This window comes from Vaginisenegalia massiliensis, assembly GCF_900604935.1.
GTDB lineage: Bacteria > Bacillota > Bacilli > Lactobacillales > Aerococcaceae > Vaginisenegalia > Vaginisenegalia massiliensis.
In genome coordinates, this window is sequence record NZ_UWPC01000002.1 from 48,060 (window position 1) to 65,801 (window position 17,742).

Below are 17,742 nucleotides of genomic sequence, written 5' to 3' on the forward strand. Positions count from 1 at the left end.
AAAATCAATTTTTGTAAATAAGGGGGTGTTAGGATGGCCAACTATCGATTATCAGATCCACAAAAAGGATTAGCAGACAGCCAATATGAACGTAGTCGGCGGATTATCGATTCGCGGCGTCAGCCTCAAAAGACTCGAACGGGTAATTATCGACTCGATGATCAAGAGCAGCCTATCCTAACCCCTAAAACTTCAGAAAGACAGCGGACAAGTTCAGACTCCACCATTTCGCGTGTGGGTAATTACCGCGTGAATTCAAATCAAAGTCTTGGGCAGCCTCAAGAGTCAATTATTCGACCGATTCCTGTTATTGGACCTGGTAAAACAACTAAGAACCAAACCCATTCTAAGAATGTTAGACTACTAAACCAACATGAACTAACAAAAAAAGAGCAGCCCAACCAATTTAGTCAAACGGCCTATCGACCAAGACCTGAAAGTAAAGTTACTCCTGTTCGTCAGGGCAACTATAAGGTAACGGATGAATATAATTCACGTAGTTTACGTCACTTACCTAACCAAGCTAGACGTCCAAAAGCAAGAGTTTCAAGTCAGGATTCTAGTCTACAGCGAGCATACTATCGTTTTCATGAATTAGTTAATCCGGCAAATAGTAAGGTAAGTAAACCCCTTTTACCTAGCGGACGTAGCAAAATCCTTCTGGTTTTTGTCCTTATTTATCTGACTATGTTAATCAATGGATGGCAGCTAATGCCCTTTAACAAGATTAACTATCTTTGGGTGTCTGGAAATCAATATGTAAGTAGTCAAGCCATTTTAAATTCCTCAAGAATTCGTCCGTGGGATTCCTTAAACCAAGTGATGCATGAAAAGCCTGAGATTGAACGTTTGATTATCAAAGAAAATCCATTAGTTCATAGTTTAGTATTTAAACGAAATGATTGGCACTCAACTGAAATAAGTGTTCAGGAGAATCAAGTTGTGGCTCGAATTGAACAAAATCATCAGCAACTTCCTTTATTAGAAAATGCGGTCATTCTACAAGATAGTAATTCATTAATGAAGCAACCTACGATGGAACAATTGCCTTTATTAAAAAACTTCTCTCAAAAAGATAAGCTCAAGGACATCTGTCAATCTTTAAGAGAAATCGAACCATCCTTGATAAATCAAATGGAATCGATTGAATTATCACGTGATCCCAACAAACCAAGCTCAATTTTGGTTCAGATGAAGGATGGAAATCAGATTAAAGCCATCATTCCTACTTTTGATAAAAAGGTTAAATACTATCCTAAAATTTTAGCAATAATTGGGCAGCAGAAGGGATTAATTAATTTTGAAGTGGGGGCGTACTTTACTCCTAAGGCAAATGCTGCTAATAGTGTCAAACTTGATAGTAATTTAGATAACTAATGATTAATAAATGATTACAAGCACGGTTTTTTCTTCTTTTAATAAAGGCTTTATGCTAATATTGTAGAGAGAAGTTTATAAACTCAAGATAAAGTCAAACTAGCTAGAAGGGGGTTTCTACCCAAGATGAGAAACCAAGAAATATTTGTCAGTTTAGATATCGGGACGACATCAATCAAAGTGGTCGTGGCTGAATATATAAACGGTCAAGTCAACATTATTGGAGTGGGAAATGAAAAATCACGTGGACTTAGTCGTGGTGTGATTGTTGATATCGACGAAACGGTCTATTCGATTCAGCAAGCCATTGCTCAAGCCGAACGGAAAGCCAATGTAAAAATCAACGAAGTTGTTGTTGGCTTACCAAGTAATAAGTTAACCATTGAATCGTGTCACGGCATGATCGCAGTCGCTAGCGAAACTCGAGAGATATCTGAACGTGATGTCGATAACGTGATTTCAGCTGCCAAGGTACGATCTGTTCCGCCTGAACGTGAAATCATTGCCATCTTGCCAGAAGAATTTATTGTCGATGGTTTTAATGGTATTCGCGATCCACGCGGAATGATTGGTGTGCGTTTAGAATTATTCGCAACACTTATATCTGGACCAAAAACAATTATTCATAACATTAAGCGCTGTGTAGAAAAAGCTGGTTTAGCCATTAGCGAAATGGTCATTCAACCACAAGCCATTGCCCAAGTTGCTTTAACTCCAGATGAACGGGAATTTGGCACAGTTATTATTGATATGGGTGGCGGACAAACGAGTGCTTCCATTATTTACGATAATCAATTGAAATATTCATTCGTTGATCAAGAAGGTGGCGATTTTGTTACCAAAGACATTTCCATCATTCTGAACACGTCGCTAGATAGTGCTGAAAGAATAAAACGGGAATTTGGTTATGCCGTTCCAAGTCAAACTTCTGATGAAGAATACTTCCCAGTAGAAACAGTCGGTAAGAAGGAACCAGTTCGAGTTGATGAACGCTACTTATCCGAAATTATCGAAGCACGTTTGGTTCAAATTTTCGAGACGATTCATGAAGATTTAGAACAAGTTGATGCTCTTGATTTACCTGGTGGTTTTGTGCTGACAGGAGGGGCGGCTTCTTTACCGGGAGTGCTTGAATTAGCTCAACAATTATTTGGCCCTAAAGTGCGCTTATATATCCCTGATCAAATGGGTATGCGTAATCCTGTTTTCACCACAAGTATGGGCATGATAGAGTATGTGGCTGGACTTGACGATGTTCATCGCATCGCCCAAGGTACCTTTAGAACAGTTCTTCCACAAGAACCATTAAGTCGCCCAATGCCAAGTCGTCCAAGTGTTAGTCAACAACGACCAAGTACCATGCGTACGGAGTATGTGGCTGAAGAAAGTTATGACAGTCAAGTGGAAGTTGCCAAGCCAGCTAGTCGCGTAGGATCTATGTTTGACCGCTTCAAAGAAAAGGCTAAATCAACGGCCGATCGATTCGATAGTCGAGGAGACCACAGTGCTGAAGCGTCCTATATGGATCGTTCTTTTAATGAAGACCAATACGAAGATTCGATGTATTATGAAGACACGGATGAAGTTGCACATAATCAGTCAAGTGAACCAGTCGGAAATGATGTAACATCTAAAGTGCGATCATTCTTTTCAACATTCTTTGATTAAACTAGAAAGTCATACAGGAGGAAATTTTAATGGAATTAGCATTCGATTCAAACATTAGTCGTGATGGCGCAGTTATTAAAGTCATCGGTGTTGGGGGAGCCGGCGGTAACGCTGTCAACCGCATGATCGCAGAGGAAGTTCAAGGCGTAGAATTTATTGTTGCCAATACAGATACTCAAGCCTTAAAGAGCTCAGCAGCTGAAACTAAAATTCAATTAGGCCCTAAAGTAACCAAAGGTCTTGGTGCGGGTTCATTACCAGAAATTGGTTTGAAAGCAGCAGAAGAAAGTGAAGAACAAATTCGTAATGTCCTTGAAGGGGCTGATTTGGTCTTTGTTACCGCTGGTATGGGTGGCGGAACAGGTACAGGTGCAGCACCTGTTGTGGCTCGTATTGCTAAAGACTTAGGCGCTTTAACGGTTGGGGTTGTCACTCGTCCATTTACTTTCGAAGGACCAAAACGTAGCCGTTTCGCAGCGGAAGGCTTGAAAAACCTTAAAGAAAATGTGGATACCTTAGTTGTAATTTCTAACAATCGTTTATTAGAAATCGTAGACCGTAAGACGCCAATGTTAGAAGCTTTCTCTGAAGCTGATAATGTTCTTCGTCAAGGGGTTCAAGGTATCTCTGATTTAATTACAGCACCTGGCTATGTCAATTTAGACTTTGCTGATGTGAAGACTGTGATGAAAGACCAAGGTACTGCTTTAATGGGTATTGGGGTTGCATCTGGTGAAAATCGGACAGCTGAAGCAACGAAGAAAGCTATTTCTTCACCATTATTAGAAGTTTCAATTGATGGCGCTGAACAAATCTTATTGAACATCACAGGTGGATCTGATTTAACCTTATTCGAAGCGCAAGATGCTAGTGAAATTGTGGCTAATGCTTCATCTGGTGAAGTTAACATCATCTTTGGTACTTCAATCAACGAGTCTTTAGGCGATGAAGTGGTTGTTACCGTTATTGCGACAGGGATTGATACCGATAAAGCAGACCGGACTAAAGTAGCTCCTCGTCAACAACGTTCAGCCTTTGCTCCAAGCAACAACAATTTTGCTAATCAAGAACATCCTAATGATGTAGAGATGGAAGCACCTGTTCGTCAACGGGAACCAGAACGTGATTTATTCAGCAATTGGGACATTAAACGTGAACAAATTACGCGTGATGTTTCAATGAATGAAACAGATGTCCCACAAAGAACATTCCAACGTTCTAGTGAAGCGCCTAAGCGCCAAGTAGAAAATTCGGAAGATGATACACTTGATACACCGCCATTCTTCCGCAAAAGACATCGTAACTAAACGATTGATTCGTTAGTAAGAGGGAACCTAGCGGTTTCCTCTTTTTGCTAGTCAATGATATAATGAAAAATATGAAAATAAAGTGAGATGATTATATGCACGTTTTTGCCCTAATCTTAATAAAAGCGATTGGCTATTATCAATGGTTATTGATTGCTTATGCTATCATGTCGTGGTTTCCTGATGCTTATGCGACCCCAATCGGGCAGTTTTTAATCAAATTAGTTCAGCCATTCTTAAATATTTTTGACCGTTATATTCCATCAATTGGTGGAATTTCATTTAACGTGATGATCGCCTATTTTGTCTTATATCTTGCCCAAATCGGAATCGGATCATTACTACTTAAATAAAGTTTAAAGGAGTAAACCATGGAGCTAAATGTCTACCAACATTATCGTAAAGAGGAACAAGCTTTTATCGACCAAGTGTATGGTTGGCTGCAGCAAGTGGATAATCGCTTCACTCCTTATTTGTCTGGGTTTTTAACCCCACGTCAAGCTATGATTGTCCAACAACTTGTCAATGGCCATGAGGATGTTGAAGTAGCTTTTGAAGGAGGATATCCCTCTTGCGAAAGAAAAAGGGCTTTAATTTATCCCTCATACTATCAAGTTGAAACAGATGATTATCAAGTTTCTGCTTTAGAACTCAAGTTTCCTTCTAAGTTCGGTGAAATGACTCATGGTCGAATTTTAGGAACCCTTATTTCGACAGGGATTGATCGGGAGCGCATTGGCGATATTATTACTGATGGTGAGAATTGGCATATTTTGGTCGATAAAAATATGACGGAATTTCTTAAACAACAGGTGACCAAAGTGGCCAATGTAGGGGTTCGTTTGCAGGATATCCCATTAGATCAAGTATTGACTTCAAGCGAAACATGGGAGACAATTAGTCTAGTTGCAAGTTCGCTGAGACTTGACACCTTAATAGCGAAAGTCTATAATTTTTCCAGACAACGTGCTAAAGATTCCGTCAATTCGGGCTTAGTAAAGGTTAATTTTACTCCCATGGTGCGGTCTGATGTAGAAGTCGGCGTTAACGATATTGTTTCCGTTCGTCATCACGGCCGTTTTTGGATTCATGCTGTTGAAGGATTAACTAAAAAAGATAATTATCGCCTAACAGTCAATGTTCTTAACAAATAGGAGAGGAAGAGTAGGATGGCATTAACACCAATCGAAATTTTAAATAAAGAATTTGATACTAAATTCCGTGGCTATGATAGTGATCAGGTTAATGATTATTTAGACGTAATTGTGGCGGATATGGAAAGTGCAGAGCAAGAAAGACAAGCTCTTGAACAACGTCTCCAAGATGCCCAAGATAAGGTTCGTTACTTTGAACAATTACAAGATTCTTTAAATAACTCAATCGTCGTTGCTCAAGATGCTGCTGAACGTTTAAAACAAAATGCGCGTAAAGAAGCTGAGTTAATTATTTACGAAGCTGAACAAGAAGCTAACCGTATTATTAGTCAAGCAGCTGATCGTTCAAGCCAACTAGTGACTGAAACACAAGCTTTAAGACAATCGACTAAATCGTTCCGAGATAAGATTCAACAAATGTTCCAAGAACAATTAGCGATGATTTCAAGCCATGAATTCGATCGTATCTTTGCTGAACACGAAGCAGTCCATGCTCAAAGTGAATCAGTTTTAGAAGAAAGTGAAAAGTTAAGATCACAACGAATTGATCAATTAGAACAAGAAGCAGTAGAAGAAGCTGAAAATAATCTTGTACAAAGCTCAGATTCTAGTGTAGAATATCCTCAAACACAGGTTGTTGAATACGAAGAAGATAATCAAGACTTGCCAGTTGAATCTTTGGCGGCTGTGTCAATTGATCAACCTCAAGCTATTGAAGAAGATCCGTTTATCCCAGTTGATCAACCAGAACGCCAACCAGAAATGGAAAGCGTGCTTGGTCAAACGATTCGGATTGAATTACCTAAAGATTAAGTTTGGAACACGATAAATTAATTATATTAGAGCGAGTCAAGATGTGGTGTGAGCTTGATATTCCCTGATTAATTTATTATCATCCATCCTATGAAGAACTGAATACGAGTAAGTTTTTCCGCTTAAATAGCGATAACATGAAAGAGTGAATAGTGACGAATTTGTCCTATTAAACTGGGTGGTACCGCGTTAATTAGACGTCCCTTCATTTGAAGGGGCGTATTTTTTTATTGTTTAACTTGTCAAATTTAAGAAAGGAGTCAATATTATGAAATTAAAAGAGAGCTTGAATTTAGGTCAAACTGATTTTGCTATGCGTGCAAACTTACCAGTGAAAGAAGTTGAATTGCAAAAGGAGTGGGAGGAGGCCGATGTTTATCGCTTAATTCAAGAGAAGAATGCAGCTAAACCAACCTTTATGCTCCATGATGGTCCTCCATATGCCAATGGAAAATTACATATGGGCCATGCTTTAAACAAGATTTCGAAAGATTTTATTGTCCGCTATAAGTCAATGAATGGTTTTCGGGCTCCTTTCGTTCCTGGTTGGGACACTCATGGTCTACCGATTGAAACAGCTTTGATTAAGCAAGAAGGGGTAGACCGCAAAACGTTGGCACCAGCCGAATTTCGTCGTTTATGTGAACAATATGCTTACCAACAAGTAGAAGGTCAAAAAGCTTCATTCCGTCGATTAGGGGTAAATGGTGATTGGGATAATCCTTATTTAACCTTAAAGCCTGAATATGAAGCAGCTCAAATTCGTATCTTCGGTAAAATGGCTGAAAAAGGCTATATCTATAAAGGGTTAAAACCCATTTATTGGTCGCCATCAAGTGAATCCTCTTTAGCCGAAGCAGAAGTAGAGTACCACGATGTAACATCACCTTCTATTTTTGTCGCTTTTAAAGTTCGCGATGGCAAAGATATTGTTCCAGCTAATGCAGAATTTGTTATCTGGACCACAACACCTTGGACCTTACCAGCTAACCTAGGTATTTCAGTTGATCCTTCTGCTCCTTATGTACAAGTTAAAGTGGATCAACGTCACTTTATTGTGGCGAAAGAATTGTTAGAGTCAGTCGCTCAAACCATCGGTTGGACCGATTATCAAGTTGAAAAAGAGTACCTTGGCCAAGATTTTGACCGTTTAACGGCACAACATCCTTTCTACGATCGTGAGTCTTTATTAATGGTGGGCGATCACGTTACTATGGATGCCGGTACCGGCTTAGTCCATACGGCGCCTGGTCATGGGGAAGATGACTATCATATTGGTATGAAGTATGGTCTAGATATTTTGTCTCCATTAGATAATCGAGGTCACTATACTCAAGAAGCTCCAGGTTTGGAAGGTATCTTCTATCTAAAAGGTAATAAACTTGTTGTGGATATGTTAACGGAAAGTGGTGCTTTACTGCATTATTCTGAATTCGTTCATAGTTATCCTCACGATTGGCGGACGAAAAAACCGGTTATTTATCGGGCGACGCCGCAATGGTTTGCTTCGATCGATAAATTCCGTCAAGATATTCTAAATGTTATTGATAACGAAGTGAAATGGTACCATCCTTCTGGTCAAACGCGAATTTATAACATGATTCGTGATCGTGGCGACTGGGTTATCTCACGTCAACGGATTTGGGGCGTTCCACTGCCAATCTTCTATGCGGAAGATGGTCAAGAAATTCTTTTACCAGAAACGATTGAACATGTAGCTCAATTATTCGAACAACATGGTTCAAATATTTGGTTTGAAAAAGAAGCGAAGGATTTATTACCAGCAGGATTCACCCATCCAGGAAGTCCAAATGGTCATTTTACTAAAGAAATGGATATCATGGATGTATGGTTTGATTCAGGTACTTCCTATGCTGGTGTCTTACAAGAACGCGAAAATCTATCGTATCCAGCTGATTTATACCTTGAAGGATCTGACCAGTATCGGGGTTGGTTCAACTCAAGTTTAACCACTTCAGTGGCAGCCTTTGGTTGTGCTCCTTATAAAGCTGTCTTGTCACAAGGCTTCGTTATGGACGGTAAAGGTGAAAAAATGTCTAAATCATTAGGCAATACTATTTTACCTGATGATGTCATGAAAGAATTAGGTGCCGATATTATTCGCCTTTGGGTAGCTTCTGTCGATTATGAATCTGACGTGCGGGTTTCACCAGAAATTCTTAAACAAATTTCTGAATCCTATCGTAAAATCCGTAACACCATCCGTTTCATGTTATCTCATGTGTCTGACTTAAATCCAGAAACGGATTTAATTGCTGACCAAGATTTACGGCCTGTTGACCAATATATGTTAGCTAAGGCACGCATCTTTGTGACCGAATGCTTGAACGGCTATGAAAATTATGACTTCCTTAACATCTATAAGAAAGTGGTTAATTTCATCACGGTTGACCTATCAGCCTTCTATCTAGATTTTGCTAAAGATGTTCTCTATATCGAAGCACCTTCGGCTTATCCACGTCGCGCCATGCAAACCGTTATTTATCGGATTTTACGTGATCTCTTACCATTGTTGACGCCTATCTTGGTTCATACCATGGAAGAGGCATGGAAAGAATTGCCTGGAGTGGACGGCTTCATTCAATTGGCTGAGATGCCAACAGCTTATGATCTAGCAAGCAATCAGGCTATTGTTGATCAATGGCAAGAATTCTTTGACCTCCGTCAAGGGGTTCAAAAAGCCTTAGAAGAAGCGAAAAACGACAGTCAAGATCCAATTAAGAAATCGTTCGAAGCCCATGTAGACCTTTATCTAGATGACCAAGCTAAAGCGAACTTAATGGAATTGACGTCGGACTTGGATCAATTAATGATTGTTTCTCAAGTTGAATTAGCTGATGTAGCTCAAGCTCCTGAAGATGCGATGGATTTTGAGGGCTTTAAAGTTCGGGTAAGTCGCGCACAAGGCCAAGTATGTCAACGTTGTCGTGCCGTTAAAGCGGATGTAGGTAGTCATGCTGATGCGCCTGAACTATGCAGTCGGTGCTACTCAATTATGAAAGAACATTACTCACAGTATTTCGAACAAGACGCTGAGTAAGAAAGAGATATAAATTTTTACAAAAGAAAACCGCCTGTCCCTTTGACTCGTTTGCCAAGGGGGCAGGCGGTTTATTTATGATTAGTGTTCTTGTTTGAGATAGCGCTGTTCATCCGAAATTTCCAATAATTTGTCGCGGAGTTGATTTTCCATCTCAGCTAACTCTTGTTCAGCTAAGCTTCGTTGACGACGACCTTCTTGTTGGATTTGTAAGGTTTCTTCTAAAGTTTCAATTAAATCGGCTTGCGTCCGTTGTAAGGTTTCAATATCGATCACGCCACGTTCAGATTCCCGCGCGGTATCAATGGCGGACTGTTTCAACATTTGTGAGTTGCGTAAGAGTAAATCATTGGTTGTTTGCGACACTTGGCGTTGACTCACAGCTGCCCCTTGTTGACGTAAGAGAGCTAGAGCGATGGTAATTTGATTTTCCCAAAGCGGAATGGCCGTGTGAACCGATACTTGAATTTTCTCAGCCAAGGCCTGGTTGGTGTTTTGAATCATCCGAATTTGGGGTGCTTGTTGGATGGTCATTTGTCGAGTTAAACGTAAGTCATGAGTTCGCTTGTCCAAGCGATCGAGGAATTGATTGAGGTCGTTAACCACTTGGATATCCATTTGGTTCTTAGATTGACGGGCTTTTTCAATGGCTTCAGGGATAATTTTTTCTTGAAGTTCTTGCATCTTGACTTCGCCCGCCGCGATATAGATATTCAAGGCTTCGAAGTAATCTTTATTTTTTTGGTAAAGTTGTTCCAACATTAAATTATCGTTCAATAATTCATTCTTTTCACGATCCAAACGGATAGCAATCCGATCTATTTGAGAACCGATTTTTTGATACTTGGTTTGGGTTTCCATAATCGAATGCTTAACTTTGCCAAATAATTTTTGGAAAGCATTGGGTTCTGCCGTTAAGTTGCGCGGGTTGGATGATTGGAGCTGGGTCATGAGATCTGTTAAGACGTCGCCGATTTCGCCGATATCTTTCATTTGCACGCGGTTCAACATAGAGTGAGAAAACTCAGATAATTTCTTTTGAGCATTAGATCCGTAGGCAATGACCGCATTCATATTAGTCTCATCGATTTGGCTTGCTAAATCTCGAGCTTGTTGTTGACGATGTTCGGGTAAGCGCTCGATCAATTTTTCGCTAGTGACGGCTCGTTTGGATAAGAGGGCAGCTTCAGCTAAGTCACTATTTAGCGGACTGGTTTCTGATTCTTGGTCAAAACCAAAAGGGGAAGCTAACAAGTCGTCAACGCCACTGCTAGCGTGTTGAGCGGTTAATTCCTCGAATAAATCGGCATGTTTGGTTGAAGGTTGTTTTTCCATAATTTAGGCACTCCTTTAAATAGGTCTTAGTCTTGCTCAAGAATAGCGGTAACGCCATCTTGAGCGGGGGTATCTGGGGAAGGTTCTGTGATATTTGCTTGATCCTGTTTTGCTTGAGGTTGCTCAGGATAGATACGAATTAAGTTTTTATTAGCTAATTCGATCTCATCTTTAAGGTGATTGAAGTCTTGTTCGTGAAAGGCTAGATAAGCATCGGTAATTTGTTGGCATAAGCCTTCGATGGTTTGGGCACTTTTTTCAAGTAATAGATAGGTTTGTTTATTTTTAGCTACGTGCCCATTGATTTCATTGTATTTGTGACTGAGGTCTACTAAGGATGGCAAGTATTTATAGATAAAGTCACTGGCATCCGTAATTCGACGGGGTTGGTCGACAATGTCTTTAAAGTAAGCCTGACTCACCTTGACTGTGTTATGGCGGGCTTCAATTGCACGAAGTTTAGCATTTTTACTCATTTGACTTTCGATAGTCAAGATGGCTTCTTTAGCTGGGCTCATTTGTTGACGGAAGTATTCAATTTCTTCCTTAGTCAAGCCTTGATCGAGATAATGCTGAAGCTTGCTTTTAGTCGCTGGTTTGCGTTTCAAGGGACAAGGTTTAGGGTTGCTGGAAAAAAGATTAGCAAAACAAGCTAGGAGACCGACAGAGAATAGACCAATAAAGTTGGACGTAGTGGCAATACCTAAACATGGAGCCAAAGCATCAAAAGCAGTGACATCGACGAAACTTGGATGGGCCATGCTCCGGTATACGGCAATCATCATCACATTCAGCATTAAACCAATATAATAAAAAATATTCAGCCATGAGAATGCAAAATATTTTTTCAAGAAATCAAAGGCTAGGGCCAAAAGAACAACTGAACTTAAGCACACGAGCAAGAGGATGAGGCTGGCATTGAAGTGTGTTAGTTCATCAGAAAAAAATGTGCTACTTGCAAATAAGATTAAAGCAACAACATCCAATTCAAAGGCTTTACGTGCTAACCTACGAAATTTATTTCCTTGATGATAGTGGGTTTGCTGATAGAGATAGCGAATAGTTAAGATAGTGAGAGCTACATTCCCCCAAAAATAGAGTGTGGACATAAGTATTCCTCCTACTGAATTAATTTACATGCATAGCTTAACAAAAAAAATGTTGGGGTATATCGGACCTTAGACCCAAATCTGCTATAAGACTTGTCAAGTTGAAAAATTGTCGCTACAATTTCATGGAAGTATCATAATTAGGTCGTATAATAAAGTGAAATCACGAAAGGGGGCCAGACAATGAAAGCCAATCAACCGATTGCTTTTATGCAAGATCCTCAATTAATAGAAAGTCAATTAATTTTTGACGGTAAAATTATGCAAGTGTACCAGAATCAGCTAAAAGGGCCACATGGTCAATGTTTGACTCGCGAATTGGTTCATCATCAGGATGCGGTCGCCATTCTGGCTCTGACCAATAATCAAGAGGTTATTTTAGTCCAACAATACCGGCCAGCAGTAGCCAAAGATCTCTATGAAGTGCCAGCTGGCTTAATGGACCGAGAAGATGAAGACCCTCTTCAGACAGCCAAACGTGAGTTAGAAGAAGAGACAGGCTATCAAGCGGCTCGCTGGACTAATCTTGGAAAATATTATGTGTCACCGGGCTTTGTAGATGAAGCCATTCATCTCTTTATGGCCCAAGACTTGCAGAGGGTAGATCAACCCTTGCCACAGGATGACGATGAGGCGGTGGAAGCTGTCTTGTTTGATCGACACCAGATTAAGAAGATGCTAGCTAATCATGAAATTACCGACTTAAAAACAGTGTATGCCTTGTCCCATTGGCTAGCTAAGGAGGATGACTAAATGTTATTCAAACGGAAAAAAACAGCATCGCAAGACTATCAAGTTTACGATGAATACGAAGAAGATGAAGCTCTTTACGAAGCCCAAGAATCGATCAAAGAAGACGACTGGGCACCCCAAGGAAACTATCGCTTAGATCGGCCTCTTGAGGAAGACCAAGCCATTTCTTATCCTTCGCGACGAAGCCTTCATGCTCATGACGATAATCTGCAGACGCCTATATCCATGGAATCTCTTAGAACGGAAGACAATGATGACTGGCAGGGTGAGGATCAGGATCCAGGCCTTCCCAAAAAGAGAGCTAAATATAGCGCTAAAGTCGATCGTTTCTTAAATAGTGGGATTATTATTGTCGGTGTTTTATTGTTGGCAGTCTTGTTGATTGCCTTTCTCGTCTGACATATGCAAGGAGGAAACGGATGAAATACGGAATTATTGGAGCTATGGATGAAGAAATCCAAGTCTTAAAAGCAAGCATTGAACAAGCAAAGGTTCATCAAATCAAAGGCTTTGAATTTATCGAAGGTAAACTAGGTGGACACGATGTATGCTTAGTCAAGTCAGGTATAGGTAAAGTCAATGCGACCATCAGCACGCTATTGTTAATTGAACATTTTCAGGTGGATGCTCTGTTGAATACTGGAACGGCTGGTAGCCTCGATCATGGATTAAAAATCGGCGATGTAGTCATTAGTCATTCGGTAGCCCATCATGATGTGGATGTAACGGCCTTTGGCTATCAACCTGGACAGATGGCGGGAATGCCAACTGTCTATTATCCAGATAGTCAACTTGTTCGTTTAGCTCAACAAGCTTGCCGCAGTCTGGATGTTGAGCCATGTGTTGGCCTAATTGTGAGCGGCGATGCCTTTATCAGTGACCAAGTTAAGTTACAAGACATTAAGGCTGTCTTTCCTAATGCTCGTGCTTGCGAGATGGAAGCGGCTGCTATTGCTCAAACGGCCTATGTGATGCAAGTGCCTTTTGTCATTATCCGAGCAATCTCAGATGGAGCCGATGAGGCAGCTGCTTTATCCTTTGATGAATTTGTTAAAGTGGCTGGCCAAGCGTCTGCCCGTATGATTATTCGTTTATTGGAATTAAGCGAAATGACCAAATAATGCCAAAAAAGACTTGCCAAAGGGCAGGTCTTTTTGTTACAATTTTAAGAGTGTAAAATAATGCAGCATAAAAAAAGAAAGCGCGTCAACAGTCTAACGCCGAGATCGGTCAGCAAGTAACTGCGGCTGCAACTAGCGAAAGCTGAAGATAGACTGCACGCATTCGGTTTTTTAAAAGGATTATTTTACTCCAAATACACTATCATTGGAGGAATTATTTATGTCACGTTACACAGGTCCATCATGGAAATTATCTCGTCGTTTAGGTATCTCATTATCAGAAACAGGTAAAGAATTAGCTAAACGTCCTTACGCACCAGGTCAACACGGTAACCAACGTAAGAAAATTTCTGAATATGGTTTACAATTACAAGAAAAACAAAAATTACGTCATATGTACGGTATGAACGAACGTCAATTCGCAACGTTATTCAAAAAAGCGGGTAAAATTACTGAAGGTAAACACGGTGAAAACTTCATGGCTTTACTTGAAACTCGTTTAGATAACTTAGTTTACCGTTTAGGTTTAGCTTCAACTCGTCGTCAAGCGCGTCAATTAGTTAACCACGGTCACATTACTGTTGATGGTAAACGTGTAGATATTCCATCATACTTAGTTCAACCTGAACAAGTAATCGGTGTTAAAGAATCTTCTCGTGATTTAGCTATCATCAAAGAATCATTAGAAAACATGGTAACACGTTTAGACTTCGTATCATTTGATGCAGACAAATTAGAAGGTAAATTAACTCGCTTACCTCAACGTGCTGAATTAAATGCTGAAATCGACGAATCATTCGTTGTCGAATACTACAACAAATTAGGCTAAGCCTAAAAGACAAGCTTTAAGCTAGTTAAAGCAGGTGGGAACCCCCAAGGGTTCTTGCCTGTTTTTTGCTTTGGTCATTTTTAATGATAGATTTTGTTAAATAAGATAAATATAGTTTCGATATAGACAAGGTGTAAACAAATAATCTTAATTGTTTTGTTTTTTTCTTTTATTCATTTGGGTATAGTGTTATAATTTAGTGTGATAATTTATGTGAAAACGACATAAATGGGCAAATAGAGACGAGTAGAGGAGCGGACAACGAATGGCACTAAAATTTACTGATATTCTATTTATCATTATTATTCTAGTACTCGTTGCTTATGGAATAATTTATTATTTACGTACACAACGCAAGAAGGAAATTGATGAATTAGAAGAACGCAAGAACCGGATGATGGCAATTCCCATTCCTGATCAATTGTTCACTTTGAAGAATATGAATTTATCTGGTCAAACTAAGCGTAAGTATGAAAGCTTAGTGGCTACTTGGCAAACAATTACCAATTTCCAATTCACCGAGATTGAATCAGCTTTAGTAGGGGCTGAACAATATTCAGAACAACTCAGCTTAGGTAAGACCAAGAAAGTGTTGGATCAAGCGCGGGAAATTCTTGATGAGACTGAGGTTCAAGTCAACGATCTTCACCAAGAATTAACTGAACTATTAGAGGTAGAGAAAACGAATCAAGAAAGCCATGAAGCCCTCCTTGAACGGTATCAAGTTGCTCGTAAGAGTATCATGAACCATAGCTTTGACTATGGTCCAGCTATTGAAACCTTAGAAAAGAATCTTCAATTACTAGAATTGAACTTCACCAAGTATACAGAATTAACCACCAATGGTGATTATCTTGAAAGTCATGACGTCTTAGGTCAGCTTGATTCTGATATGTCGAGCTTGGAAGAAATTCTTGAAAAGATCCCAGCTATGTATGACAAAATTAAGAATCAATATGAGGATTCCTTAGAAGACTTATTAGATGGCTACCAAAAAATGATTGAGAATCGCTTTAACTTTGACGAAGTGAACGTTCCTGAAGAAGTCGACCAAATTAAAGAGAAACTCAATGAGGCCAAGAATAAAATTAAGAACGCTGATTTATCAGAAGCTAAGAATTTGATGGATAAATCAGAACGCGATATTAATTCACTGTACGATTTGATGGAGACCGAGATTGCTTCGCGCGACTATGTTAACCATAATATCAACCAACTTAAAACTAAATTGGATGATGTGGCTGAAAATAACCGTTATGCGGGTATTGAAGTTGACCGTATTGCTCAGTCTTACATTCTTCACGCGAATGAAGTGGAACAAATTGGTGAAATTACCAACCAAATTAACAATGAAAGTAATCGTTTGAATGATATCAAACAAGAAATTCAAACGAACAGGGCAGTTTACACCAAGATTGAATCACAGATGAAAAAAATCAAGCATCGCTTAGAAGAAATTGATGAAGAGCAAAGTCACATCATTGGTAATTTGGCTAACTTAACCCGTAAAGAAAAGGAAGCGAAGAGCAACCTAGACCTTTATGAATTAGAGTTGCGGAATCTAAAACGTCGAATTGAAAAGAACCACTTACCAGGTTTACAGGATTCTTATTTCCAAAAATTCTATCAAGTCACCGATCAAATTGAAGAGTTAGCTAAGCAATTAAATCGGGTTCGTGTTGATATGAACGAAGTTGAAGACACTGAATCTAGCTTGCAAAGTAACTTGGAACAGTTAGAAGGCATGACTGAAGATATTGTCGATAGTGCCCTTCTAACAGAATACATGATTCAACACTCGAATCGTTTCCGTTATGATTTTCCTGAAGTGGATCAAGCGATTAAGGATGCCCAATACCTTTTCCATCGGGAGTATCGGTATGATGAGGCTTTAGCGGTTATTGAGAAAGCCTTGCGGCGGGTTGAGCAAGAAGCTCCAACTCAAGTGCGTCGCATGTATCACCAAGAAAAGCAAAATAGAATTTATTAAGCGATATGTACTGAGTCGAAGGCCAGCCTTTTTGGTTCGCTTTCGACTTTTTTATTGTCACTCATAGCTTCAAGAAAGAAGGAACAAGATGAATTATTTTGATTATAGTGCCACCACTCAACCAGACCCAGCTGTCATGGAAAGCTACTTACAGGTCGCAAATGACTACTTTGCTAATCCGTCCAGTGCCCACCAATTAGGCCAAGCATCACACCAATTATTATGTCAGGCTCGGGCTCAAGTAGCTGAATTGCTTCAATTTAATCCAGATGAAATTTATTTTGCGTCATCTGGAACGGAAGTTAATAATTGGATTTTACAAGCTATCGTCGATGAGGTTCATGCGGCTTCACCTGATCGTAACCGTCTGATTATCTCAGCGATTGAGCATCCATCAATCAGTCGTCAAATCCCATTGCTTCAAGAAAAAGGATATCAGGTTGACCTTTGCCCGGTATTAGCCGATGGCTGTGTGGACCTAGAGGCCTTGTCTCGATTACTGGGAAAAGACGTCCTCTTAATTTCGATTATGACGGTTAATAACGAAGTAGGGGCTGTTCAACCGATCGATGAAATTGGGCGTTTGTTGCAGAACTATCCCCAAATTATTTGGCATACGGATGCGGTTCAAGCGACGACCTGCCATTTGCATTTGCTTCACCATCCTCGGATTGATTTAGTGACTTTATCAGCGCACAAATTCCATGCCCCTCGTGGAGCAGGGGTGCTAGCTAAACGACATCGCGTCTCCTCTAAACCAATTCTTTATGGCGGTGGCCAAGAAAAAGGTCTTCGTTCGTCAACCGAAAATTTGGCTGCCATCGTAGCCATGGCTAAAGCACTGCGATTGACGATGCAAAATCAAGCAAGTAATCAAAGTAAATTAAGCCAATTTCGTCAAGAGATTATGGCGACTTTAGCAACGAATCAGTGGCAGATATTTGCTCAAGAAAGTGGCAGTCCCCATATTATTTGTGCGGCTTTACCGCCAGTGCCAGGTGAAGTCTTGGTTCATGCTTTTGAAGAAAATCAAGTCTATATTTCGACCACATCGGCTTGCTCTTCGCGTAAGCATCAAAACCATTCAACCTTGAGTGCCATGGGGGTTGATACGTCTATTTCTCAATCTGCTATTCGCATTTCGATGTCGGCTACGACCACTCAAGATCAAGTGACGGCTTTGTGCCAAACCATTCAAACTGTGAGTCAAAACCTGCTTAAATAG

Annotated in this window: 15 protein-coding genes; 13 read left to right on the forward strand and 2 right to left on the reverse strand. The window is 40.0% G+C overall.

Going from position 1 to position 17,742, the window contains the following annotated elements; genetic code table 11:
• The first annotated feature begins 33 nt into the window (after positions 1-33).
• The 7 genes from EIH20_RS01265 (at position 34) to ileS (ending at position 9,380) form a co-directional block, all read left to right on the forward strand.
• Positions 34-1,377: a cell division protein FtsQ/DivIB gene (locus tag EIH20_RS01265; protein ID WP_124057548.1), complete on the forward strand. Its 1,344-nt coding sequence runs from the start codon at positions 34-36 to the stop codon at positions 1,375-1,377.
• A gap of 126 nt (positions 1,378-1,503) precedes the next feature.
• Positions 1,504-3,045, forward strand: coding sequence for a cell division protein FtsA (ftsA, locus tag EIH20_RS01270; protein WP_124057549.1), 1,542 nt, complete (start codon positions 1,504-1,506; stop codon positions 3,043-3,045).
• Between the two features lie 29 nt (positions 3,046-3,074).
• Positions 3,075-4,352: a cell division protein FtsZ gene (gene ftsZ, locus EIH20_RS01275; protein ID WP_124057550.1), complete on the forward strand. Its 1,278-nt coding sequence runs from the start codon at positions 3,075-3,077 to the stop codon at positions 4,350-4,352.
• Between the two features lie 95 nt (positions 4,353-4,447).
• A complete protein-coding gene (locus tag EIH20_RS01280; protein WP_124057551.1) occupies positions 4,448-4,705 on the forward strand; it encodes a YggT family protein in 258 nt (85 codons plus the stop codon).
• 18 nt (positions 4,706-4,723) lie between these two features.
• Positions 4,724-5,506 (forward strand): YlmH family RNA-binding protein, encoded by a 783-nt coding sequence (locus EIH20_RS01285; RefSeq protein ID WP_124057552.1) that lies wholly within the window; start codon positions 4,724-4,726, stop codon positions 5,504-5,506.
• Between the two features lie 15 nt (positions 5,507-5,521).
• Positions 5,522-6,319: a DivIVA domain-containing protein gene (locus EIH20_RS01290; RefSeq protein WP_124057553.1), complete on the forward strand. Its 798-nt coding sequence runs from the start codon at positions 5,522-5,524 to the stop codon at positions 6,317-6,319.
• A gap of 268 nt (positions 6,320-6,587) precedes the next feature.
• Positions 6,588-9,380 carry an isoleucine--tRNA ligase gene (gene ileS / locus EIH20_RS01295; protein WP_124057554.1) on the forward strand — a complete coding sequence of 931 codons (2,793 nt, stop codon included), beginning with the start codon at positions 6,588-6,590 and terminating at the stop codon, positions 9,378-9,380.
• Between the two features lie 81 nt (positions 9,381-9,461).
• On the opposite strand, the gene EIH20_RS01300 is transcribed toward ileS, so the two are convergent.
• Together EIH20_RS01300 and EIH20_RS01305 are read right to left on the reverse strand one after the other, a co-directional pair.
• Positions 9,462-10,715 (reverse strand): toxic anion resistance protein, encoded by a 1,254-nt coding sequence (locus tag EIH20_RS01300; RefSeq protein ID WP_124057555.1) that lies wholly within the window; start codon positions 10,713-10,715, stop codon positions 9,462-9,464.
• Positions 10,716-10,741: 26 nt separating this feature from the next.
• Entirely contained in the window at positions 10,742-11,824 is a 1,083-nt protein-coding gene (locus tag EIH20_RS01305; RefSeq protein WP_124057556.1) for a 5-bromo-4-chloroindolyl phosphate hydrolysis family protein, read from the reverse strand.
• Positions 11,825-12,007: 183 nt separating this feature from the next.
• On the opposite strand from EIH20_RS01305, the gene EIH20_RS01310 reads away from it, so the two are divergent.
• The 6 genes from EIH20_RS01310 to EIH20_RS01335 all read left to right on the forward strand — a co-directional run bounded on the left by EIH20_RS01310 (position 12,008) and on the right by EIH20_RS01335 (position 17,742).
• Positions 12,008-12,577 (forward strand): NUDIX hydrolase, encoded by a 570-nt coding sequence (locus EIH20_RS01310; protein WP_124057557.1) that lies wholly within the window; start codon positions 12,008-12,010, stop codon positions 12,575-12,577.
• Positions 12,578-12,976: a hypothetical protein gene (locus EIH20_RS01315; protein ID WP_124057558.1), complete on the forward strand. Its 399-nt coding sequence runs from the start codon at positions 12,578-12,580 to the stop codon at positions 12,974-12,976.
• A gap of 20 nt (positions 12,977-12,996) precedes the next feature.
• Positions 12,997-13,698, forward strand: a complete 702-nt coding sequence (locus tag EIH20_RS01320) for a 5'-methylthioadenosine/adenosylhomocysteine nucleosidase (RefSeq protein ID WP_124057559.1) — start codon at positions 12,997-12,999, stop codon at positions 13,696-13,698.
• 220 nt (positions 13,699-13,918) lie between these two features.
• Positions 13,919-14,527 carry a 30S ribosomal protein S4 gene (gene rpsD / locus EIH20_RS01325; RefSeq protein ID WP_124057560.1) on the forward strand — a complete coding sequence of 203 codons (609 nt, stop codon included), beginning with the start codon at positions 13,919-13,921 and terminating at the stop codon, positions 14,525-14,527.
• Between the two features lie 265 nt (positions 14,528-14,792).
• The gene (locus EIH20_RS01330) at positions 14,793-16,517 is read left to right on the forward strand and encodes a septation ring formation regulator EzrA (RefSeq protein ID WP_124057561.1); all 1,725 of its coding nucleotides are present in this window, start codon (positions 14,793-14,795) and stop codon (positions 16,515-16,517) included.
• 88 nt (positions 16,518-16,605) lie between these two features.
• A complete protein-coding gene (locus tag EIH20_RS01335) occupies positions 16,606-17,742 on the forward strand; it encodes a cysteine desulfurase family protein (RefSeq protein WP_124057562.1) in 1,137 nt (378 codons plus the stop codon).

Bases quoted from the DNA above. Each gene is read 5' to 3' on its own strand.
- EIH20_RS01265 (WP_124057548.1), top strand. From the start codon at position 34: ATGGCCAACTATCGATTATCAGATCCACAAAAAGGATTAGCAGACAGC.
- ftsA (WP_124057549.1), top strand. From the start codon at position 1,504: ATGAGAAACCAAGAAATATTTGTCAGTTTAGATATCGGGACGACATCA.
- ftsZ (WP_124057550.1), top strand. From the start codon at position 3,075: ATGGAATTAGCATTCGATTCAAACATTAGTCGTGATGGCGCAGTTATT.
- EIH20_RS01280 (WP_124057551.1), top strand. From the start codon at position 4,448: ATGCACGTTTTTGCCCTAATCTTAATAAAAGCGATTGGCTATTATCAA.
- EIH20_RS01285 (WP_124057552.1), top strand. From the start codon at position 4,724: ATGGAGCTAAATGTCTACCAACATTATCGTAAAGAGGAACAAGCTTTT.
- EIH20_RS01290 (WP_124057553.1), top strand. From the start codon at position 5,522: ATGGCATTAACACCAATCGAAATTTTAAATAAAGAATTTGATACTAAA.
- ileS (WP_124057554.1), top strand. From the start codon at position 6,588: ATGAAATTAAAAGAGAGCTTGAATTTAGGTCAAACTGATTTTGCTATG.
- EIH20_RS01300 (WP_124057555.1), bottom strand. From the start codon at position 10,715: ATGGAAAAACAACCTTCAACCAAACATGCCGATTTATTCGAGGAATTA.
- EIH20_RS01305 (WP_124057556.1), bottom strand. From the start codon at position 11,824: ATGTCCACACTCTATTTTTGGGGGAATGTAGCTCTCACTATCTTAACT.
- EIH20_RS01310 (WP_124057557.1), top strand. From the start codon at position 12,008: ATGAAAGCCAATCAACCGATTGCTTTTATGCAAGATCCTCAATTAATA.
- EIH20_RS01315 (WP_124057558.1), top strand. From the start codon at position 12,578: ATGTTATTCAAACGGAAAAAAACAGCATCGCAAGACTATCAAGTTTAC.
- EIH20_RS01320 (WP_124057559.1), top strand. From the start codon at position 12,997: ATGAAATACGGAATTATTGGAGCTATGGATGAAGAAATCCAAGTCTTA.
- rpsD (WP_124057560.1), top strand. From the start codon at position 13,919: ATGTCACGTTACACAGGTCCATCATGGAAATTATCTCGTCGTTTAGGT.
- EIH20_RS01330 (WP_124057561.1), top strand. From the start codon at position 14,793: ATGGCACTAAAATTTACTGATATTCTATTTATCATTATTATTCTAGTA.
- EIH20_RS01335 (WP_124057562.1), top strand. From the start codon at position 16,606: ATGAATTATTTTGATTATAGTGCCACCACTCAACCAGACCCAGCTGTC.